The following is a 16,633-nucleotide window of genomic DNA, read 5'->3' on the forward strand; positions in this document are numbered from 1 at the left end:
GCCGCCGTCTTCCAGACAGTTCGCAACTGCGTCTGATCCTCGGGTCAAGCCCGAGGATGACGAGCGCAAAACCGGAATCAGATGTCCTGCGACAGCTTCATCACCCCGGCGGCGGCCACGGCGATCAGGGCCCCGGCGGCGATCCAGAACATCTGCATCCCGCCCATGGAGCCCAGCTCCAGATTGGCGAGACCCAGCTGGTCGAGACCCGTCTGGACCGCGCCCTGGGTGTTGAACGAGACGCTGCGGATGCCCTGACCCAGCGCATTGCCGGCCACGACGCCGTCGCCGGAGCCGAGGTTGACGCTCATGGTCTCGCGGACCGCCACGACGCCGCCGATGACCCCGGCGAGGCCGAGGGCGAGGAAACGGACGTGAGAGCCCTTCTGCAGCTGCTGTTCGACCCGGGCGGTGAACAGGGCGGCGTCGGGCATCTGGGGCGAGCGCGCGAACAGGCGCTCGATTTCAGGATCGAACTCGTCAGCCGACATGCTGCGCGCTCCCCAGGGACTGTCCGGACGGCTGGAGCCGCGCACGGAGTTTATCCAGACCACGTTTGACATGAGATTTCACCGTGCCGAGTGGCAAATTAAGGGCGGCGGCGATCTCTGGATGCGCCATGCCGGCCCCGTGACAAAGGGAGACACACAGTCGTTCGGGCTCGCTGAGGCCTTTCAGGGCTTCGTCGAGGTCGACCCGGTCCGCATGATTGGCCGCGGGCGCGGCGTCTTCATTCTCGACCTCGGCGACATAGCGGGCTTCCTTGGCGACCCGCTTGATGTAGAGGCGCGCCGCGATGCGCCTGACCCAGGCGGCGAAGGTGCCCTCGCCGCGGAATTCGGCGCAACGCTCGAACGCCTGGATAAAGGCGTCCTGGGCGATGTCGTCGGCGAGGGAGGGCTGGGCCCCCATCCGCCGCAGCAGGCCGCGCACCGCCGAGCCGTGGCGACGCACCAGTTCTCCGAACTCCCGCCGTCCGCCCGCCGCCGCGAGGGCGGCGAGCTCGACGTCGTGCCGGTCGACCAAGGGTTGGGTCATGTTGATTTCCCCCGTCTGACCCGGCCTCAGTCCTTGTTCTTGTTGAAGACGCTGAGGACGATGAAGGCCAGACCCATGGCGCCGGGGATGGCGGCGAAGGCTCCGAAGCCCCAGGCCTCATCTTCTCCGAACCTGTAGCCGATGAAGGAGAAGGTGGCGGCGATCCCGAGCGACAGCGCCAGCAGGATCACGCCGGTGCGCAGATCGCGCGTGGCGCTCGCCGGCGGTTTGACGGTCTGGCGGGTCAGTGCGTCGATGACTTCGGGAGGCAACGGCTGCCCCTTGTCCAGAGACGCCCGCAAAGTCGCCTGCATTTCGCGCCGTTCCTTGCTCTTGAGCCAGGTCGGAACGATCACAATCGCCGCAATCATCGCGAACATCGCGATCGGAATAAAAACTTCATCCACTGCGTAGTCTCCTTGAGTTCGTATCGGCCCACAGCGTGATGCTTCGGCCTTCTGACAACAAGAGGCGTTGGCGGGGCCGTACAGATGCGATCCGGCAGGTGAAACTTTCGTAAGGCCGGCGAACGGCCCTCAGCCTGCGTTGAACGGTCCCCGGAAGCGCCCATTGAAGCGACGCGACAGCCACAGGGCGGCGACGGCGGTGACCGCAGCCCCGGCCAGCATGGCGGCGGCGGGCTGCAATGCAGCGCCCAGACTGTCGCTCATCGGCCCGACCACGGGGATCAGGGCCCATAGCAGGGCGACGGCGGCCACGGCCCAGGGCACGAGGGCGCCCACCGTCATCCACGCCCGGCGCAGGGCGATCGCCTGGGCCATGCGGGCCTGAAAGACATAGTCGCGCGCGGGCGGAGCCTCGGCGGCGAACAGGGCGGACAGCTTCTGTTCAGGCGTCATCCGGACCTCCCAGCGCCTTGAGCAAACGCGCCCGTCCCCGCGCAACATGCGACTTCACCGTGCCCAGAGGCAAGCCCAGAGCCATCGACGCCTCCCCATGCGACCAGCCGTCGCCGAGGCACAGGGCGACACAGGCGCGCACATCCGGCGGCAGGTCGGCCATGGCCGCCACGACGGACAACCGGTCTTCGGGTGACACCCCGGCGGGGGTCTCGACCGTCTCCAGCCAGATATTGTCGCGGGCGGCGCTGCGCCGCGAAGACCGGATGCGATCCTGGGCCTTGCGCCAGGCAATGCCGCACAGCCAGGCGCGGACCCGCGCGGGCTCCCTGAGCGAACGCAGCGCCCCCCAGGCCGCGAGAAAGGCGTCCTGGGCCACGTCGTCCGCCTCGGCCCAGCCGCCGCCCAGCATCCGCCGCAGGAAGCCGCGCACGGCCGCCTGATGTCGTTCGATCAGGCGCGAAAAGGCCGCGTCCGAGCCGGCGAGCGCACGGCTCACCAGCTCGGCGTCGGTCTGTATGCCCCCCACGGCCTGCGTCCCCGACCGACATCAGCCCCGCGGACCGCGCCCACCGCTGCGCAGGGCCGAGACCAGTGAAGCCAGGCACAGGGCGCCCAGCACGAAGCTGACGATCAGGAAGGCGTCGCCCGCGCCGTAGATGTCGGCCCAGCTGGCATAGGCGAATCCGCCCGCCATGACCCCGAACAGCACCACCGAGAACCACGAGCCGTCGCCGGGGCGGCCTCTGCGCTCGTCGCTTGAGCTCTCCCACATGCCGCTGTCGTCGATCGGACGCTCCAGCACCCTGAGCAGGGCCGCCGGCGGCTCCTGGCCCCTCTCGGCATAGGTCTGGATCAGTTTCAGCGTATCCTTCTGGCGGCGATAGTTCAGGAAGCTGGAGAAGCCTCCGAACACGAACCACGCCAGTGGAAACATCAGCCACCAATAGGAACGGAACAGGTCTTCCATCGTCGCCACCCCTTGCCGCGCAGAGCCCATCGCCCGCGCCTTCATAGGGTAGTCGGGGCCGTCGTCGCCAGTGGATGCAGCAGATGTGACTTTTCGGGCGTCCTCAGGGGTGCGCGTGCAACGTCGCCCGGGGCCCCGCGTTGGCTAGACGACGCCCCTTCCACGCCCGGCCGGAGCCCGCGCCCCATGGTCCAGATCACCTATCGCATCGTCGAACACGACGGAGGCTGGGCCTATCAGCTCGGCGGCACCTATTCCGAGACCTTCCCCGACCACGATTCCGCCCGCGCCGCGGCCGTAGGGGCGTCGCGCGAGCAGAAGGTCCCCGACGCGGACACGCTGATCGAATACGCCGACATCTCGGGTCGCTGGATCACCGAGCGCGCCGACGGCCACGACCGGCCCGAGGTCGACGTCGAAGGCTGACCGCGCGCTTCGGCCGCAGCCCCGGCGGCGACAATACGGTATGGTGGCTCGCTTCGTTGAGGGAGGTCTCCACATGAACCGCTTCTTGATGGCCCTGTCTGCAGCCGCGATGATCGCCGCGACCGCGCCGGCCAGCGCCCAGCAGGTGCAATACTATGACGTGCCGCCGGGCGGTCGCGCCCATGATGTGGCGGTCACTCCGGACGGCGAGGTCTGGTGGACCGTCCAGCGCGGCGGTGGCCACGGCATATTGAACCCCGCGACCGGCGAGACCGTGATCGTACCGCTGGGCGAGGGCTCGGCCCCCCACGGCGTCATCGTCGGCCCCGACGGGAACGCCTGGATCACTGACGGCGGCCAGAACGCCATTGTCCGCGTTGATCGCGCGACGCGGAAGGTCAAGGTCTGGCCCCTGCCCGCCGACACCGGTCCCGTGAACATGAACACCGCGACCTTCGATCAGCGCGGCCGCATCTGGTTCACCGGACAGACCGGCTTCTATGGACGGCTCGACCCGGCCACCGACGATATGCAGGTCTGGGCCGCGCCGCGTGGCCGTGGCCCCTACGGGATCACCACCGCGCCCTCGGGCGATGTCTGGTACGCATCTTTGGCCGGAAGCCACATCGCCAGGGTCGACCCCGACACGGGCGAGGCGACCATCGTCGAGCCGCCGACGCCGAACCAGGGCGCACGCCGGGTCTGGTCCGACAGTCAGGGCCGCATCTGGGTCAGCGAATGGAACAGCGGCAACGTCAGCGTTCACGACCCCCGGGACGGCAGCTGGCGAACCTGGAAACTGCCGGGCGAGGCCCCGAAGGCCTATTCCGTCTATGTCGACGAGACCGACAAGGTCTGGCTGACCGACTTCGCGGCCAACGCCATTGTGCGTTTCGACCCCGAGACTGAGACATTCCAGAGTTTCCCCAGCGACCGTCCCGGCGCGAACGTCCGGCAGATGCTGGGGCGCCCCGGTGAGGTCTGGGGCGCAGAATCCGGAACCGACCGGCTGGTGGTCATCCGGCACGGCGACTGAGACATGCCGATCGTCTGGCTGCTTGTCGCCATGCTCGGAGCCCCGCCAATGCAGGCCGCGGTCGATCCCGGCGCGCGCGCCTTTCAGCGCTGTCAGGCCTGCCACTCGCTGCGGCCGGACGACCGCGACGTCACCGGACCCAGCCTGAACGGCGTCTTCGGCCGCCGCGCCGGGACCCTCGACGGCTTCGCCTATTCAGACGCCCTGCGGGAGGCCGGGAGACGGGGTCTGGTCTGGGACGAGTTCAGCCTGGATCGCTACCTGTCCGACCCCGAGGCCGCCGTGCCCGGCGGCGATATGCCCTATCAGGGCGGGACCGCTGCGGAGCGGGCAGCCGTGATCCGCTGGCTGCGCAGCCGTGAGGGGCTGGACCGGCCGCGCTAGGTCAGGATCGCTGCGTACCGCTCGGGCTTGAACCCGACCAGGGTCCGGTCGCCCATATCCAGCACCGGCCGTTTGATCATCGACGGCTGGGCCAGCATCAGGGCGACGGCCTTGCTCGCATTCAGCTCCGCCTTGTCTGAATCCGGCAGGGCCCGGAACGTCGTGCCGGCGCGGTTCAGCACTGTCTCCCAGCCATGCTCCGCCACCCACGCCTCCAGCCGCGGCCGGTCGATCCCTGCCTTCTTGTAGTCGTGAAAATCGAAGGCCAGTCCGTGCTGGTCCAGCCAGACACGCGCCTTCTTGACCGTGTCGCAGTTGGGGATGCCGTAGAGGGTCGCTGTCATGGGCGCCTGTTTGCCCAGCCGGCCCTGGAACCGCAAGGCGGCTTCAGAGGTTTGCATTTAACCTAATAGTTTAATATAGATGCTCCACCCGCCAAGGAGCTCCCCATGACCGCACTGCCCCCGCGCCAGAAGACCATCCCCTGCCTGTGGTTCGACAAACAGGCCGAGGAGGCTGTCAACTTCTATGTCTCCCTCCTGCCGGACTCGCGCATCGACGCCGTTATCCGCTCGCCGGGCGACTATCCCGGCGGCAAGGCCGACGACGTCCTGCTGGTCGAGTTCACCCTTGCCGGCAACCGCTACACCGCCCTGAACGGCGGACCGCATTTCACCTTCACAGAGGCGATCTCCCTGCAGATCGACTGCGAGGATCAGGCCGAGGTCGACCGCCTGACCGAGGCCCTGTCGGCCGTGCCCGAGGCCGAGCAGTGCGGCTGGGTCAAGGACCGCTACGGTCTGTCGTGGCAGATCGTGCCCTATGCGATGAACCGCTTCCTCGCCGATCCCGACCCGGCCGTTCGCAAGCGGGTGTTCGAGGCCATGATGCATATGAAGCGGCTGAACATCGCCGAGCTGGAACGCGCCGCGCGGGGTTAGTCGTCGTCCGATTCCCGGCTGCCGACGACGACTGGCGTCGGCCCGCCCGCCAGCGCGCGATCCAGCGCCTCGCGGTCCAGTCCCTTCTCCCACTTCGCCACCACGATCGTGGCCACCGCATTGCCGATGAAATTGGTCAGGGCCCGGCACTCGCTCATGAAGCGGTCGACGCCGAGGATCAGGGCCATACCCGCCACCGGGACGCTGGGTACGACCGCCAGTGTCGCCGCCAGGGTGATGAAGCCGGCCCCGGTGACGCCCGCCGCGCCCTTGGAGCTGAGCATGGCCACGGCCAGCAGCAGCAGCTGGTCGCCCAGCGACAGGTCGATGCCGCACGCCTGGGCGATGAACAGGGCCGCCAGCGTCATGTAGATATTGGTGCCGTCCAGATTGAACGAATAGCCCGTCGGCACCACCAGCCCGACCACCGACTTGTCGCAGCCGGCCCGGCCCATCTTCTCGATCAGACTGGGCAGGGCCGCCTCGGATGACGAGGTGCCGAGCACCAGCAGCAGCTCCTCCTTGAGGTAGCGGATCAGCCTGAAGATCGAGAAGCCGTTGAACCGCGCCACGGCGCCCAGCACCACCACCACGAAGAAGGCCGAGGTCAGGTAGAAGGTCGCCACCAGCGCCGCGAGGTTGACCACCGACTCAATGCCGTAGCGGCCGATGGTGAAGGCGAAGGCGCCGAACGCCCCGATCGGCGCCGCCTTCATCAGGATGGCGACCAGTTTGAAGAAGGCCTCGGACACGCTCTCCAGAACCGCCATCGCCGGCTGGGCCCGCTCGCCGATGACGGCCAGCGATATGCCGAACAGGATGGCGAAAAACAGCACCTGCAGGATCTCGCCGCCGGCGAAGGCGCCGACCACGGTCTCGGGGATGATGTTCATCAGGAAGGCGATGATGTCGGTATCGTGGGCCTTGGCGACATAGGTCTGGACCGCCGCCGGATCGAGCGTCGCCGGGTCCACATTCATCCCCGCGCCCGGCCGCACCACATTGGCCACGACCAGACCGATGATCAGGGCCAGGGTCGAGAAGGTCAGGAAGTAGGCGAAGGCCTTGCCGACCACCTTGCCCAGCTTGCCGAGGTCGCGCAGGTGGGCGATCCCGGTCGCCACAGTCAGGAAGATCACGGGGGCGATGATCATCTTCACCAGCCGGATGAAGGCGTCGCCCAGCGGCTTCAGGCTCTCGCCGAAGACCGGCCAGAAATGACCGATCAGGGCGCCGAGGCTGATGGCGACCAGCACCTGAAAATAGAGGTGGGTCCAGATCGGCTTGCGCGCCGGCGGCGGCAGGGGCGTGCTCGACTCCGGGACAGCAACGCCGGGCGACGCCTTCTTCACGGCCGAGGCGCGCTGGCCTGCGCCGGCGGATGTCGTGGGCTTGCGCGCCATGGCCGTCCCCTCCCGTCGCCGCCCATCGGCCGCGACTCGCGGAGGTCAGCCTAGAGACTGTGACGCCTGCTTCCCAGCCTCAGGCGGTGGCGACCCGTGCAAGATCGGCGGTGATCCTTTCGGCCACCTTCAGCCGCTCCGCCGCCGTATCCCACTCGCCCTTGACCACGATCTTCTGGTCCGGGCGCAGCTTCCAGAAGGCGTGGTTCTTCTGGATCAGCCCGACCAGTCCCATCGGATTGGGGAACTCGTTGTTGCGCAGGGTCAACACAGCCCCCTTGGGCCCGATGTCGATCCGCTCAATACAGGCCGTCTTGCAGTTGGCCTTGATGCCGACGATGCGCAGCAGCTGTTTCGCCTCGTCCGGCAAGGGGCCGAACCGGTCGATCAGTTCGGCGGCCAGCGCCTCGCGCGTCTCGCTGTTTTCCGCGTCAGACAGCCGCCGATACAGACTCAGGCGCACGTTCAGATCGGGAACGTATTCCTCCGGGATCAGCACCGCGGCCCCGACATTGATCGCCGGGGACCAGCCGCGGTCGACAACCCCGCCGCCCTCGCCCGACAGGCGCAGTTCGGACACGGCGTCCTCCAGCATCTGCTGGTACAGTTCGACCCCGACTTCGCGGATATGGCCCGACTGCTCGTCGCCCAGCAGATTGCCGCCGCCGCGCTGATCGAGGTCGTGGCTGGCCAGCTGAAAGCCGGCCCCGAGGTTGTCCAGCGACTGCAGCACCTGCAGCCGCCGCTCGGACGACAGGCTGATCGGCTTGTTCGGCGGCGTGGTCAGATAGGCGAAGGCCCGCGCCTTGGCCCGTCCGATGCGGCCGCGGATCTGGTGCAGCTGGGCGAGGCCGAACATGTCGGCCTTGTGCACAATCAATGTGTTGGCTGTCGGAACATCAAGTCCGGACTCAACAATCGTCGTCGACAGCAGCACATCATAGCTGCCGTCGTAGAAGGCGCTCATCACGTCTTCCAGCTGGGTCGGCGACATCTGGCCGTGGCCGACCACGAATTTGATCTCGGGCACCTTCTCGCGAAGGAATTGCTCGATGTCGGGCAGGTCGGCCAGGCGCGGCACGACATAATAGGCCTGCCCGCCGCGGTATTTTTCGCGCAGCAGGGCCTCGCGCACCAGCACCGGGTCCCATGGCGTCACATAGGTCCGCACCGCCAGACGATCGACCGGCGGGGTGGCGATGATCGACATCTCGCGGATGCCCGACAGCGCCATCTGCAGCGTCCGCGGGATCGGCGTCGCGGTCAGGGTCAGCAAGTGAACGTCGGCGCGCAGCCCCTTCAGCTTCTCCTTGTGCTTGACGCCGAAATGCTGCTCTTCATCAACAATAACAAGACCCAAATCCTTGAATCCGACCTGATCGCTCAACACCGCATGGGTGCCGACGACGATCTCAAACGAGCCGTCCTTCAGGCCCGCCCGCGTCTCGGCCGCATCCCTGGCCGTAACCATCCGCGACAGGTGTCGCACCGTGACGGGCCAGCCCGCGAACCGCTCGCTGAAGGTCTTGAAATGCTGTCGCGCCAGCAGGGTGGTCGGGCAGACAATGGCCACCTGCTGGCCCGTCATGGCCACCACAAAGGCCGCCCGCAGCGCCACCTCGGTCTTGCCGAAGCCGACATCGCCGCAGATCAGGCGATCCATCGGCGTGCCCTTGCCGAGGTCCTCCAGCACGTCGCCGATGGCGTTCAGCTGGTCGTCCGTCTCCTCATAGGGGAAGCGGGCGCAGAACTCGTCGAACAGCCCCTGCGGCGGGACGATGGCCTCGGACGTGCGCAGCGACCGCTTGGCCGCCAGCGCGATCAGACCCTCCGCCATGTCGCGCAGACGCGCTTTCGCCTTGGCCTTGCGCCCCTGCCAGGCCGCGCCGCCCAGCCGGTCCAGCTGCGTCCCGTCGGTGTCGCTGCCGTAGCGGGTCAGCAGGTCGATGTTCTCGACCGGAAGATAGAGCTTGCTGTCGCCGGCGTAGAGCAGTTCCAGACAATCGTGCGGCGCCTGCTGGATCTCCAGCGTCTTCAGCCCCTCATAGCGACCAATGCCGTGATCGAGGTGCACCACCAGGTCGCCGGTGCTCAGAGCCGAAGCCTCGGCGAGGAAGTTCGACGCCCGACGCTTCTTCTTCGGCCGCGCCAGCCGGTCGCCGAGCATGTCGGTCTCGGAGATGACGGCGATGGCGTCGGTCTCGAAGCCATGCTCGACCGGCAGGACGCCACGCAGATAGATGTCCTTCGGCGCGGCCTGGACATCGGCCCAGTTCCGCACCGCAACGACATGCTCAAGCCCATGGTCCGCCAGCATAGCCGCCAGACGCTCGGACGAGCCTTCCGTCCATGAGGCGAACAGCACCCGCTTGCCCGTCGCCTTGAGCGCCTGGGCATGACGCGCCACGGCCTCGAACAGATTGACGCTGTCTTGCGCCCGTTCCGCGGCGAAGCTGCGCCCCAGCCGGCCGCCGGCGTCCTCGCCGGGGCCGTGGAACGGCGACAGCCGCCGCACCCAGCGGCCCGCCAGCGCGCTGTTCCAGTCGCTCTCGCCCAGATACAGCCGCTCCGGCGACAGGGCGCGATAGGCCGCCCCACCCTTTCCCATCGAGGCGTCGCGCCGGGCCTCATAGGCGTCGCGGGTCAGGTTCCAGCGCTCGCCCCGCGCGGCCTCGACCTGATTGTCGAGGAACAGCCGCGCATCGTCGGGCAGATAGTCGAACAGGGTCTCGAGCCGGTCGTAGAGCAGCGGCAGCCAGTGCTCCATGCCCTGCCGCCGCGCGCCCTCGCTGATGGCTGAATAGAGCGGATCATCCCCCGCCGCGCCGAACAGGCCGAGATAGCCGGTGCGGAAACGCGAGATGCTGTCAGGGTCCAGCAGGGCCTCCGACACCGGCGCCAGATGCACTTCGCGAAGCTGGCCGGTGGACCGTTGGGTCGCCGGGTCGAAGGTGCGGATCGACTCCAGTTCCGATCCGAACATGTCCAGCCGCACCGGCTCCTCGAAGCCCGGCGGATAGACGTCGATCACGCCGCCGCGGACCGCGAACTCGCCTTTTTCGGAGACGGTCGAGGCGCGCATATAGCCGTTGGCCGCGAAATAGCGCTCCAGCGCCGCGGTCTCGAGGTCGAGGCCGACCGTGGTCTGGAATCCGGCCCCGCTGGTCACCTCCCGTGGCGGCGTCCGCTGCATCGCGGCCCCCACGGTGGTGACGACCAGCAGCGGCGTGCGATCACTGGCCGCGCGCTGCGCCAGCCGGGTCAGGGCCGCCATCCGCTCGGCCGAGACCGACGACGTCGGGCTCAGCCGGTCATAGGGCAGGCAGTCCCAGGCCGGGAACTCGATGATCTCGATCTGGTCGGCGAAGAAGCCGAAAGCCTGAACGAACTCGCCCATGCGGGCGTAGTCCCGCGCCACGAACAGGCCGACGCCCCCCTCGGCCTTCAGCCGCTCGGCCACAACCAGGGCGTCGAGACCCTCGGGCGCGCCGCCCAGTTCCTGGTCGCTTCGCTTGGGCAGGACTCCGTCCATCAGCCGGCCCCCTCGGCCACGGCGGCGGCGACATGGTCGCGCATGAAAGTCCGCAGTTTGCTCATGACAGGGGTGTCGTGCGCAGCCGGAGTCGGCTCCGTCCCGATGATCCAGGCGTAGAGGCGATGATCATCGTCCTCGGCCAGCAGGGCCTCAAGGGAGTCCAGTTCGCTCGCGTCGAGTGTGGGCCCGACCTGGTCCACGAAGGGACCCAGGACGAGATCGGCCTCGCGGAATCCACGCCGCCACGCCCGGAACGTGATCCGGCCGCGTCGTTGCTTCAGACGTGCATCAATATCGGCCACAAGGTTCCTTGCCCGGTCGGTCAGGTTCAATCGCGCAGCGGAGATAGCGTTCCACACGCGCTTTCGCCAGCTATGCTGTCGATCCATGCGGCCGCAGATTCTCTTTCCCCTGTTCGCGGAGGTTTCCAGCCTGAAGGGCGTGGGGCCGAAGATCCTGCCGCTCGTCCAGAAGCTGGCCGGCCCGCTGGTCCGCGATGTCCTGTTCCTGTCGCCGTCCGGCCTGATCGTGCGGCAGCCGATGACGGCGGCGAATGCGATCGAGGGGCAGGTCGGCGTGTTCGAGGTCGTCATCGACCGGCTGATCGTCCCCGGCAAGCCCGGCGTTCCGATCAAGGTCCGGGCCTCGGACGACACCGGCTTCGTGCACTTGATCTGGTTCGGCGGCTCAGCCCAGCACATCGACCGCCTGCTGCCCAAGGGCCAGAAGCGGCTGGTCTCGGGCAAGGTCGAACGCTTCAACGCCGAGGTGCAGATCGTCCACCCGGATATCTACACGCCGGAGCAGGCCGGCGAGATCGCCGCCATCGAGCCGGTCTATCCGGCGACCCACGGCCTCTCCTCGCGGGTCGTGCGCAAACTGGCGCAGGCGGCCCTGACGCAGGCGCCGGAGCTGCCGGAATGGCAGGACCCGGCCTGGAAGGCGAAGAACCGGTGGCCCGGCTGGCGCGCGGCGCTCGAGGCCCTGCATGCGCCGACCTGCGAGCCCGAGCTGGAGCCCGACGCACCGGCCCGGCAGCGGCTGGCCTATGACGAGCTGCTGGCCCACCAGCTGGCCCTCGCCCGCCGCCGACGCGCGCGCCAGATCACGCCGGGACCGCGGATCACGCCCGGCGAGGCCTCCGCCCACCTGCTGGTCGCCCTGCCCTTCGACCTGACCGGCGCCCAGGTCCAGGCCGTCGCCGAGATTCGCCGCGACCTGGCCTCGGGCGAACAGATGGGCCGGCTGCTGCAGGGCGACGTCGGCTCCGGCAAGACCGCCGTCGCCGCCCTGGCCCTCGCGGACGCCGCCGCCTCGGGCTTCCAGGCCGCCCTGATGGCCCCCACGGAAATCCTCGCCCGCCAGCACTGGCAAAGGCTGGCCCCGATGCTCGAAGCCGCCGGCGTTCCGACCATCCTGCTGACCGGGCGCGACACCCCCGCCGAGCGCCGCACCCGGCTCGCCGCCCTTGCTTCAGGCGAGGCGAAGGTCGCCATTGGCACCCACGCCCTGTTCCAGGACGCTGTCCGCTTCGACCGACTGGCGCTGGCCGTCATCGACGAACAGCACCGCTTCGGCGTCAACGAGCGCCAACGGCTTCAGGCCAAGGGCGATCCGCGCACCGGCGGCGTTCATCTGCTGACCATGTCGGCGACGCCCATCCCGCGCACGCTGGAGCTGACCCAGTACGGCGAGCTGGAGGTGTCGCGCCTGACCGAGAAGCCGCCCGGCCGCACCCCGGTCACCACCGCTGTCCTGCCGTTGGCCCGGATCGGCGAAGTGGCGAAACGCCTGCGCGCCGCACTGGACGCTGGCGCCCAGGCCTATTGGATCTGCCCGCTGGTGGCCGAGAGCGAGGCCGTCGATCTCGCCGCCGCCGAGGCCCGCGCCGCCGATCTGCGCCGCATCCTGAAGGTCGAGGTCGGCCTCGCCCACGGCCAGATGCCCGGCGCCGGGCGCGAGGCCGTCATGGCCGACTTCGCCGACGGCCGCATCCCCCTGCTGGTGGCCACCACCGTGGTCGAGGTCGGCGTCGACGTGCCCAACGCCACCATCATGGTCATCGAACACGCCGACCGCTTCGGCCTCGCCCAGCTGCACCAGCTGCGCGGCCGGGTCGGGCGCGGCGCCAAGGCCAGCGCCTGCATCCTGCTGTACGGCGGCGGGGACGACGGGCTCGGCGAGACTGCGCGGCTGCGGCTTGAGACCCTGCGGCGCACCGAGGACGGCTTCGAGATCGCCGAGGAAGATTTCCGCCTGCGCGGGGGCGGCGATCCTCTTGGACTTAAGCAGAGCGGCTTCCCCGCCTATCGCTTCGCCGACCCGATCCGGCACCGGTCGCTGCTGCTGGCGGCCGCTGACGACGCACGACTGGTGCTGGGCCGCGATCCGGACCTGACCACACCGCGCGGCGCGGCGGTCAAGGTGCTGGAGGCCCTGTTCGACTGGCGCAACGACCGGCCGGGGATCGATTAGGCTGGCTGACGCGCCTGCCAGACGGCCAGTCTCGCCTGAACATCTGACTCAATATCCCCGTAGAACAGATTGTAGGGGCGGGATTTTCTCCGATCCGCCCAGCCGCCCATCTCGCGGAATGACTCCGTCCGCGGCTCGGTATGGCGCAACAGACCGTCACGGCACTGGGTCGCGATCTCGCGCGCCATCAGGGCCGGCCGCACGCCCCATTCCAGCCCGGTGGCGTTGGTCGCCCCATGATGCAGGCGCGCCTCGACCGGAGATGTATCAGTCGAGCCGGTCACCGGATTAACGCACAGGGCGGCGCGGCCCCCGAGATCGACCAGCCGCCCCCGTTCGTCCCAAACCAGCGCCCGCCGCAGCCGGCGCCGCCCCGCTCCGTCATTGCCCTCGCTGACCGGAGACCAGGCGACGATACAGCCGGCCTGATTCCGGTTCGCGCAGGCCGGAACCTGTGGCGACAGACCGTCCGCTGCGACCACCACATCCATCAGATAGACTGCGACCAGCCGGGCGCGCAGGGCGGGGTCATCGGCCACCCGCTCGCGCACCAGACGCTCGACCAGATCGCCACCCTGCTCCACGCCGGCCAGCACAATCGGCCCACCGGGATGACGCGCAATCCAGGCGTCAAAGGCGGCGTCGATGTCACGCCAGGCGAAGGCCCGCGCCTCGCGCGCATCGTCGCGCAGCGTCAGCCGGGTGTAGAGACTGCCCTGCCGATAGCGCGGCGCGCTGATCTCGCCCGCCCGCGCGAAAGGCCCGGCGTAGTTGGGCAGGACGACGCGCTTCAGCCAGGCCTCGGCCGCCGGATCGCCGATCGGCCCGTTCCACTCGCGGCCGCCGTCATAGGTGGTGGAATGCACAAAGAAGATCGCCGCCGGCCCCGAATCCGGCCCACGCGCGTCACGCAAGGCCCAGGCGGTGGGGTCGCCATAGTCGGGCGCCGGCGGGGGCGTATAGGTCTGGAACGGCACCTGCGGGTCCAGACTGGCCCTCAGGATGTCGCCGCGCCACACCCCCACCGCTGTGGCCAGAACCAGCACGACGATCAGGCCGATCCAGCCGGCCCACTGGCGCAGACTCATCCGGCCGACCATCATCGGTACGGGTCCGCGGTCGCGAGAAAGGACTGGACGTAGCGCCGGACGCCTTCCTCCAGCGGCGTCGATTGCCCCTGGAAGCCCGCCGCCCGCACCCGATCCATCCGGGCCTCGGTGAAATACTGGTATTTGTCGCGGATGCTCTCCGGGGTGTCGACGTATTCGACCCGGGGCGTCTTGCCCGCCGCCACGAAGGTCGCATTGGCCAGATCGAGGAAGGATCGCGCCTGTCCCGAACCGGCGTTGAAGATCCCCGAGACCCCCGGCGTATCGAGCAGCCATTCGACAATGTCGACGACATCGTCGACGAAGACGAAATCGCGCATCTGACCGCCGTCGGCATAGGCCGGGTTGTGCGAGCGGAACAGGGCGACGGCCTCGTCGGCCTGCACCCTGGGCCAGATCTGGGCCACCACCGACTTCATCCCGCCCTTGTGGCCCTCGTTCGGCCCATAGACGTTGAAGAATTTCAGTCCGGCCCACTGGCTCGGCGACTGGCCCCGGTCCGACTGGCGCGCCGCATACTGGTCGAACAGCATCTTCGAATAGCCATAGGCGTTCAGCGGCCTGAGCGAGGCCAGGGCCTCGAGACTGTCATCGTCCGCGAACCCGGCTTCCCCGTCGCCGTAGGTCGCCGCCGACGAGGCATAGATCAGCCGCGCATCGCGCAGGGCGCACCAGTCCCACAGGTCGCGCGACAGGCTGAAATTGGTCCGTAGGATCAGGTCCGCGTCCGGTTCCGTGGTCGAGGAGATAGCCCCCATATGCACCACGGCCTCGATCGACTCCGCGTGCCGCTCCAGCTGTTCGAACAGTTCCTCGGGCTGCCAGAAGTCGGCGATCGGGTGTTTGGCGATATTCCTCCACTTGCCCAGGGACGCGTCTTCCAGCCGGTCGCAGACGACGACGTCGCGCCGGTCCTCAGCGCACAGCCGGGCGACGATGTTGGAGCCGATGAAGCCCGCGCCGCCGGTGACCACGATCATGCGCCGGCTCATGCTTCGTCCTTCATTTTCTCGATCGTCTTCGTCGTCGAATAGCCGTCCTCGAACGTGGCCAGCCTGACCTCGCCGCCCCAGCTTTCCACCAGATCGCCGCCGACCACGCCCTCGCGGGTGTAGTCCGCGCCCTTGATCAGCACATCGGGCCGCAGCCGTTCGATCAGGGCGATGGGCGTGGGGTCGTCGAAGGCGGTCACCCGGTCCACGGACTGAAGCCCGCCGATGACCACCGCGCGGCTGTCCAGATCATTGATCGGCCGACCCTCGCCCTTCAGGCGGCGCACGGAGGCGTCCGTGTTCAGCGCCACCACCAGCCGGTCGCACCAGCCGCGCGCCTGGGCCAGATAGGCGACGTGGCCGCGGTGCAGGATGTCGAAACAGCCGTTGGTGAAGCCGACCTTCAGCCCCTGCCGTTTCCAGCCCTCGACCACCTGCGCCAGTTCCTCCAGCGGCATGACCTTGGCGTGGGCGCCCGCGGCGTGCTGGCTCATCTCGGCGTCGATCAGTTCGGCCGGTGTGACCACCGCCGTGCCCGCCTTTCCGACCACCACGCCCGAGGCGAGGATGGCGAACTCAACCGCCGTCTCCAGCGAGGCTCCGGCCCCCAGCGCCAGGCCGAGCGCCGCCAGACCGGTGTCGCCGGCGCCGGAGACGTCGAACACCTCACGCGCCCGGCCCGGGAAATGCCGCACCGGTCCGCCGCGTCGCATCAGGGTCATGCCCTTGCCCGCGCGGGTGACCACCACGGCCTTGGCCGTCGTCGCGTGCAGCAGCGCCTTGAGCGCGGCCTCGACCTCGGCGTCGGTCTCGACCGGCAGGCCCGTGGCCCCGGCCAGTTCGCTGGCGTTCGGCTTGATCAGATCGACGGCGCCATAGCGGGCGAAGTCACGGCCCTTGGGATCCACCACAACCGGCGCGCCGGACTTCTCCGCCGCCGCAAGCGCCTGGGTGATCACCAGGTCGCTGACTACGCCCTTCGCATAATCAGAAAGAAGATAGACGGAAGCCCCCGTAAAGGCGTCGCTTTCGTCACCCATCAGCGCCGCCGCTTCTTCGTCGAGCCGCAGCAGCTGCTGACCGGCTGCAACGAACCGGGTCTTGACGATGGTGGCCACGCCCGCGCGCCGTTCGATCGCGTTCTCGATGCCCGGCTCGGCCGCGACCAGCGCCGCCAGCTCGTCCCCGGCCGCATCCCGGCCCGCCACGGCGCCCAACCTGGCGATCCCGCCCAGCGCCGCGACATTGCGCGCCACATTGCCGACGCCGCCCGGCATGGCCGTGGTCCGGCGCTTGCGCAGTACGGGGATCGGCGCCTCGGGCGAAATCCGGCTGACCTCGCCATAGACATAGCGGTCCAGCATCAGGTCGCCGACGCAGGCGACCTTCAGCCCGCGCAGCCGCTCCAGCAGGGCCTGCAGTTCTCCGAGATCGAGCGTCCGTTCAGCCATGCCCTTGGCCTAT

General features: G+C 68.6%; 18 protein-coding genes. 5 read left to right on the forward strand and 13 right to left on the reverse strand.

Features of this window, described 5'->3' with window-relative positions; genetic code table 11:
• Window positions 1-77: 77 nt before the first annotated feature.
• From ACTIEW_RS08355 to ACTIEW_RS08380, 6 genes are all read right to left on the reverse strand, one after another.
• Complete coding sequence (locus ACTIEW_RS08355) at window positions 78-491, reverse strand: hypothetical protein (protein ID WP_439477449.1); 414 nt, start codon at window positions 489-491, stop codon at window positions 78-80.
• On the reverse strand, window positions 481-1,038 hold the full coding sequence (locus ACTIEW_RS08360; RefSeq protein ID WP_439477450.1) for an RNA polymerase sigma factor: 558 nt from the start codon (window positions 1,036-1,038) through the stop codon (window positions 481-483). The genes ACTIEW_RS08355 and ACTIEW_RS08360 overlap by 11 nt, the downstream gene beginning before the upstream one ends.
• A 26-nt stretch (window positions 1,039-1,064) precedes the next feature.
• On the reverse strand, window positions 1,065-1,445 hold the full coding sequence (locus ACTIEW_RS08365; protein ID WP_439477451.1) for a DUF6249 domain-containing protein: 381 nt from the start codon (window positions 1,443-1,445) through the stop codon (window positions 1,065-1,067).
• A 129-nt stretch (window positions 1,446-1,574) separates the two neighbouring features.
• Window positions 1,575-1,898, reverse strand: a complete 324-nt coding sequence (locus ACTIEW_RS08370; protein ID WP_439477452.1) for a hypothetical protein — start codon at window positions 1,896-1,898, stop codon at window positions 1,575-1,577.
• Entirely contained in the window at window positions 1,888-2,427 is a 540-nt protein-coding gene (locus ACTIEW_RS08375) for an RNA polymerase sigma factor (protein ID WP_439477453.1), read from the reverse strand. The genes ACTIEW_RS08370 and ACTIEW_RS08375 overlap by 11 nt, the downstream gene beginning before the upstream one ends.
• Window positions 2,428-2,448: 21 nt before the next feature.
• Complete coding sequence (locus ACTIEW_RS08380; RefSeq protein ID WP_439477454.1) at window positions 2,449-2,868, reverse strand: hypothetical protein; 420 nt, start codon at window positions 2,866-2,868, stop codon at window positions 2,449-2,451.
• A gap of 186 nt (window positions 2,869-3,054) precedes the next feature.
• On the opposite strand from ACTIEW_RS08380, the gene ACTIEW_RS08385 reads away from it, so the two are divergent.
• The 3 genes from ACTIEW_RS08385 to ACTIEW_RS08395 all read left to right on the forward strand — a co-directional run bounded on the left by ACTIEW_RS08385 (window position 3,055) and on the right by ACTIEW_RS08395 (window position 4,714).
• Entirely contained in the window at window positions 3,055-3,294 is a 240-nt protein-coding gene (locus ACTIEW_RS08385; protein ID WP_439477455.1) for a hypothetical protein, read from the forward strand.
• Between the two features lie 73 nt (window positions 3,295-3,367).
• On the forward strand, window positions 3,368-4,330 hold the full coding sequence (locus ACTIEW_RS08390; RefSeq protein WP_439477456.1) for a Vgb family protein: 963 nt from the start codon (window positions 3,368-3,370) through the stop codon (window positions 4,328-4,330).
• A gap of 3 nt (window positions 4,331-4,333) precedes the next feature.
• On the forward strand, window positions 4,334-4,714 hold the full coding sequence (locus ACTIEW_RS08395; RefSeq protein ID WP_439477457.1) for a c-type cytochrome: 381 nt from the start codon (window positions 4,334-4,336) through the stop codon (window positions 4,712-4,714).
• Here ACTIEW_RS08395 and ACTIEW_RS08400 read toward each other — a convergent pair.
• Entirely contained in the window at window positions 4,711-5,058 is a 348-nt protein-coding gene (locus tag ACTIEW_RS08400; protein WP_439477493.1) for an ArsC family reductase, read from the reverse strand. The two genes, ACTIEW_RS08395 and ACTIEW_RS08400, sit on opposite strands and share 4 nt — an antisense overlap.
• Before the next feature lie 105 nt (window positions 5,059-5,163).
• On the opposite strand from ACTIEW_RS08400, the gene ACTIEW_RS08405 reads away from it, so the two are divergent.
• A complete protein-coding gene (locus ACTIEW_RS08405; protein ID WP_439477458.1) occupies window positions 5,164-5,655 on the forward strand; it encodes a VOC family protein in 492 nt (163 codons plus the stop codon).
• Here ACTIEW_RS08405 and ACTIEW_RS08410 read toward each other — a convergent pair.
• From ACTIEW_RS08410 to ACTIEW_RS08420, 3 genes are all read right to left on the reverse strand, one after another.
• Window positions 5,652-7,058: a dicarboxylate/amino acid:cation symporter gene (locus ACTIEW_RS08410; RefSeq protein WP_439477459.1), complete on the reverse strand. Its 1,407-nt coding sequence runs from the start codon at window positions 7,056-7,058 to the stop codon at window positions 5,652-5,654. The genes ACTIEW_RS08405 and ACTIEW_RS08410 overlap by 4 nt on opposite strands.
• A gap of 79 nt (window positions 7,059-7,137) precedes the next feature.
• Window positions 7,138-10,590 (reverse strand): transcription-repair coupling factor, encoded by a 3,453-nt coding sequence (gene mfd, locus ACTIEW_RS08415; RefSeq protein WP_439477460.1) that lies wholly within the window; start codon window positions 10,588-10,590, stop codon window positions 7,138-7,140.
• Complete coding sequence (locus tag ACTIEW_RS08420; protein WP_439477461.1) at window positions 10,590-10,982, reverse strand: succinate dehydrogenase assembly factor 2; 393 nt, start codon at window positions 10,980-10,982, stop codon at window positions 10,590-10,592. The genes mfd and ACTIEW_RS08420 overlap by 1 nt, the downstream gene beginning before the upstream one ends.
• Between ACTIEW_RS08420 and recG the strand changes: the two genes are divergently transcribed.
• A complete protein-coding gene (gene recG / locus ACTIEW_RS08425) occupies window positions 10,981-13,068 on the forward strand; it encodes an ATP-dependent DNA helicase RecG (RefSeq protein WP_439477462.1) in 2,088 nt (695 codons plus the stop codon). The two genes, ACTIEW_RS08420 and recG, sit on opposite strands and share 2 nt — an antisense overlap.
• On the opposite strand, the gene ACTIEW_RS08430 is transcribed toward recG, so the two are convergent.
• The 3 genes from ACTIEW_RS08430 to rfaE2 are packed head-to-tail and all read right to left on the reverse strand — an operon-like array spanning window position 13,065 to window position 16,620.
• Window positions 13,065-14,168, reverse strand: a complete 1,104-nt coding sequence (locus tag ACTIEW_RS08430; protein ID WP_439477494.1) for a DUF3089 domain-containing protein — start codon at window positions 14,166-14,168, stop codon at window positions 13,065-13,067. The genes recG and ACTIEW_RS08430 overlap by 4 nt on opposite strands.
• Window positions 14,168-15,169, reverse strand: coding sequence for an ADP-glyceromanno-heptose 6-epimerase (gene rfaD / locus ACTIEW_RS08435; RefSeq protein ID WP_439477463.1), 1,002 nt, complete (start codon window positions 15,167-15,169; stop codon window positions 14,168-14,170). The genes ACTIEW_RS08430 and rfaD overlap by 1 nt, the downstream gene beginning before the upstream one ends.
• Complete coding sequence (gene rfaE2 / locus ACTIEW_RS08440; RefSeq protein ID WP_439477464.1) at window positions 15,166-16,620, reverse strand: D-glycero-beta-D-manno-heptose 1-phosphate adenylyltransferase; 1,455 nt, start codon at window positions 16,618-16,620, stop codon at window positions 15,166-15,168. Before rfaE2 ends, rfaD begins: the two co-directional genes overlap by 4 nt.
• Window positions 16,621-16,633: the final 13 nt, after the last annotated feature.

Origin of the sequence: Brevundimonas sp. (genome assembly GCF_051860745.1) — a bacterium.
Taxonomy (GTDB): domain Bacteria; phylum Pseudomonadota; class Alphaproteobacteria; order Caulobacterales; family Caulobacteraceae; genus Brevundimonas.

What these genes read in the sequence shown, in the direction of transcription:
- ACTIEW_RS08430 (WP_439477494.1), bottom strand. Translation starts at nt 14,168, where the DNA reads ATGGTCGGCCGGATGAGTCTGCGCCAGTGGGCCGGCTGGATCGGCCTG.
- rfaE2 (WP_439477464.1), bottom strand. Translation starts at nt 16,620, where the DNA reads ATGGCTGAACGGACGCTCGATCTCGGAGAACTGCAGGCCCTGCTGGAG.
- ACTIEW_RS08380 (WP_439477454.1), bottom strand. Translation starts at nt 2,868, where the DNA reads ATGGAAGACCTGTTCCGTTCCTATTGGTGGCTGATGTTTCCACTGGCG.
- ACTIEW_RS08405 (WP_439477458.1), top strand. Translation starts at nt 5,164, where the DNA reads ATGACCGCACTGCCCCCGCGCCAGAAGACCATCCCCTGCCTGTGGTTC.
- ACTIEW_RS08395 (WP_439477457.1), top strand. Translation starts at nt 4,334, where the DNA reads ATGCCGATCGTCTGGCTGCTTGTCGCCATGCTCGGAGCCCCGCCAATG.
- ACTIEW_RS08385 (WP_439477455.1), top strand. Translation starts at nt 3,055, where the DNA reads ATGGTCCAGATCACCTATCGCATCGTCGAACACGACGGAGGCTGGGCC.
- mfd (WP_439477460.1), bottom strand. Translation starts at nt 10,590, where the DNA reads ATGGACGGAGTCCTGCCCAAGCGAAGCGACCAGGAACTGGGCGGCGCG.
- ACTIEW_RS08370 (WP_439477452.1), bottom strand. Translation starts at nt 1,898, where the DNA reads ATGACGCCTGAACAGAAGCTGTCCGCCCTGTTCGCCGCCGAGGCTCCG.
- ACTIEW_RS08355 (WP_439477449.1), bottom strand. Translation starts at nt 491, where the DNA reads ATGTCGGCTGACGAGTTCGATCCTGAAATCGAGCGCCTGTTCGCGCGC.
- ACTIEW_RS08400 (WP_439477493.1), bottom strand. Translation starts at nt 5,058, where the DNA reads ATGACAGCGACCCTCTACGGCATCCCCAACTGCGACACGGTCAAGAAG.
- rfaD (WP_439477463.1), bottom strand. Translation starts at nt 15,169, where the DNA reads ATGAGCCGGCGCATGATCGTGGTCACCGGCGGCGCGGGCTTCATCGGC.
- recG (WP_439477462.1), top strand. Translation starts at nt 10,981, where the DNA reads ATGCGGCCGCAGATTCTCTTTCCCCTGTTCGCGGAGGTTTCCAGCCTG.
- ACTIEW_RS08390 (WP_439477456.1), top strand. Translation starts at nt 3,368, where the DNA reads ATGAACCGCTTCTTGATGGCCCTGTCTGCAGCCGCGATGATCGCCGCG.
- ACTIEW_RS08420 (WP_439477461.1), bottom strand. Translation starts at nt 10,982, where the DNA reads ATGGATCGACAGCATAGCTGGCGAAAGCGCGTGTGGAACGCTATCTCC.
- ACTIEW_RS08410 (WP_439477459.1), bottom strand. Translation starts at nt 7,058, where the DNA reads ATGGCGCGCAAGCCCACGACATCCGCCGGCGCAGGCCAGCGCGCCTCG.
- ACTIEW_RS08360 (WP_439477450.1), bottom strand. Translation starts at nt 1,038, where the DNA reads ATGACCCAACCCTTGGTCGACCGGCACGACGTCGAGCTCGCCGCCCTC.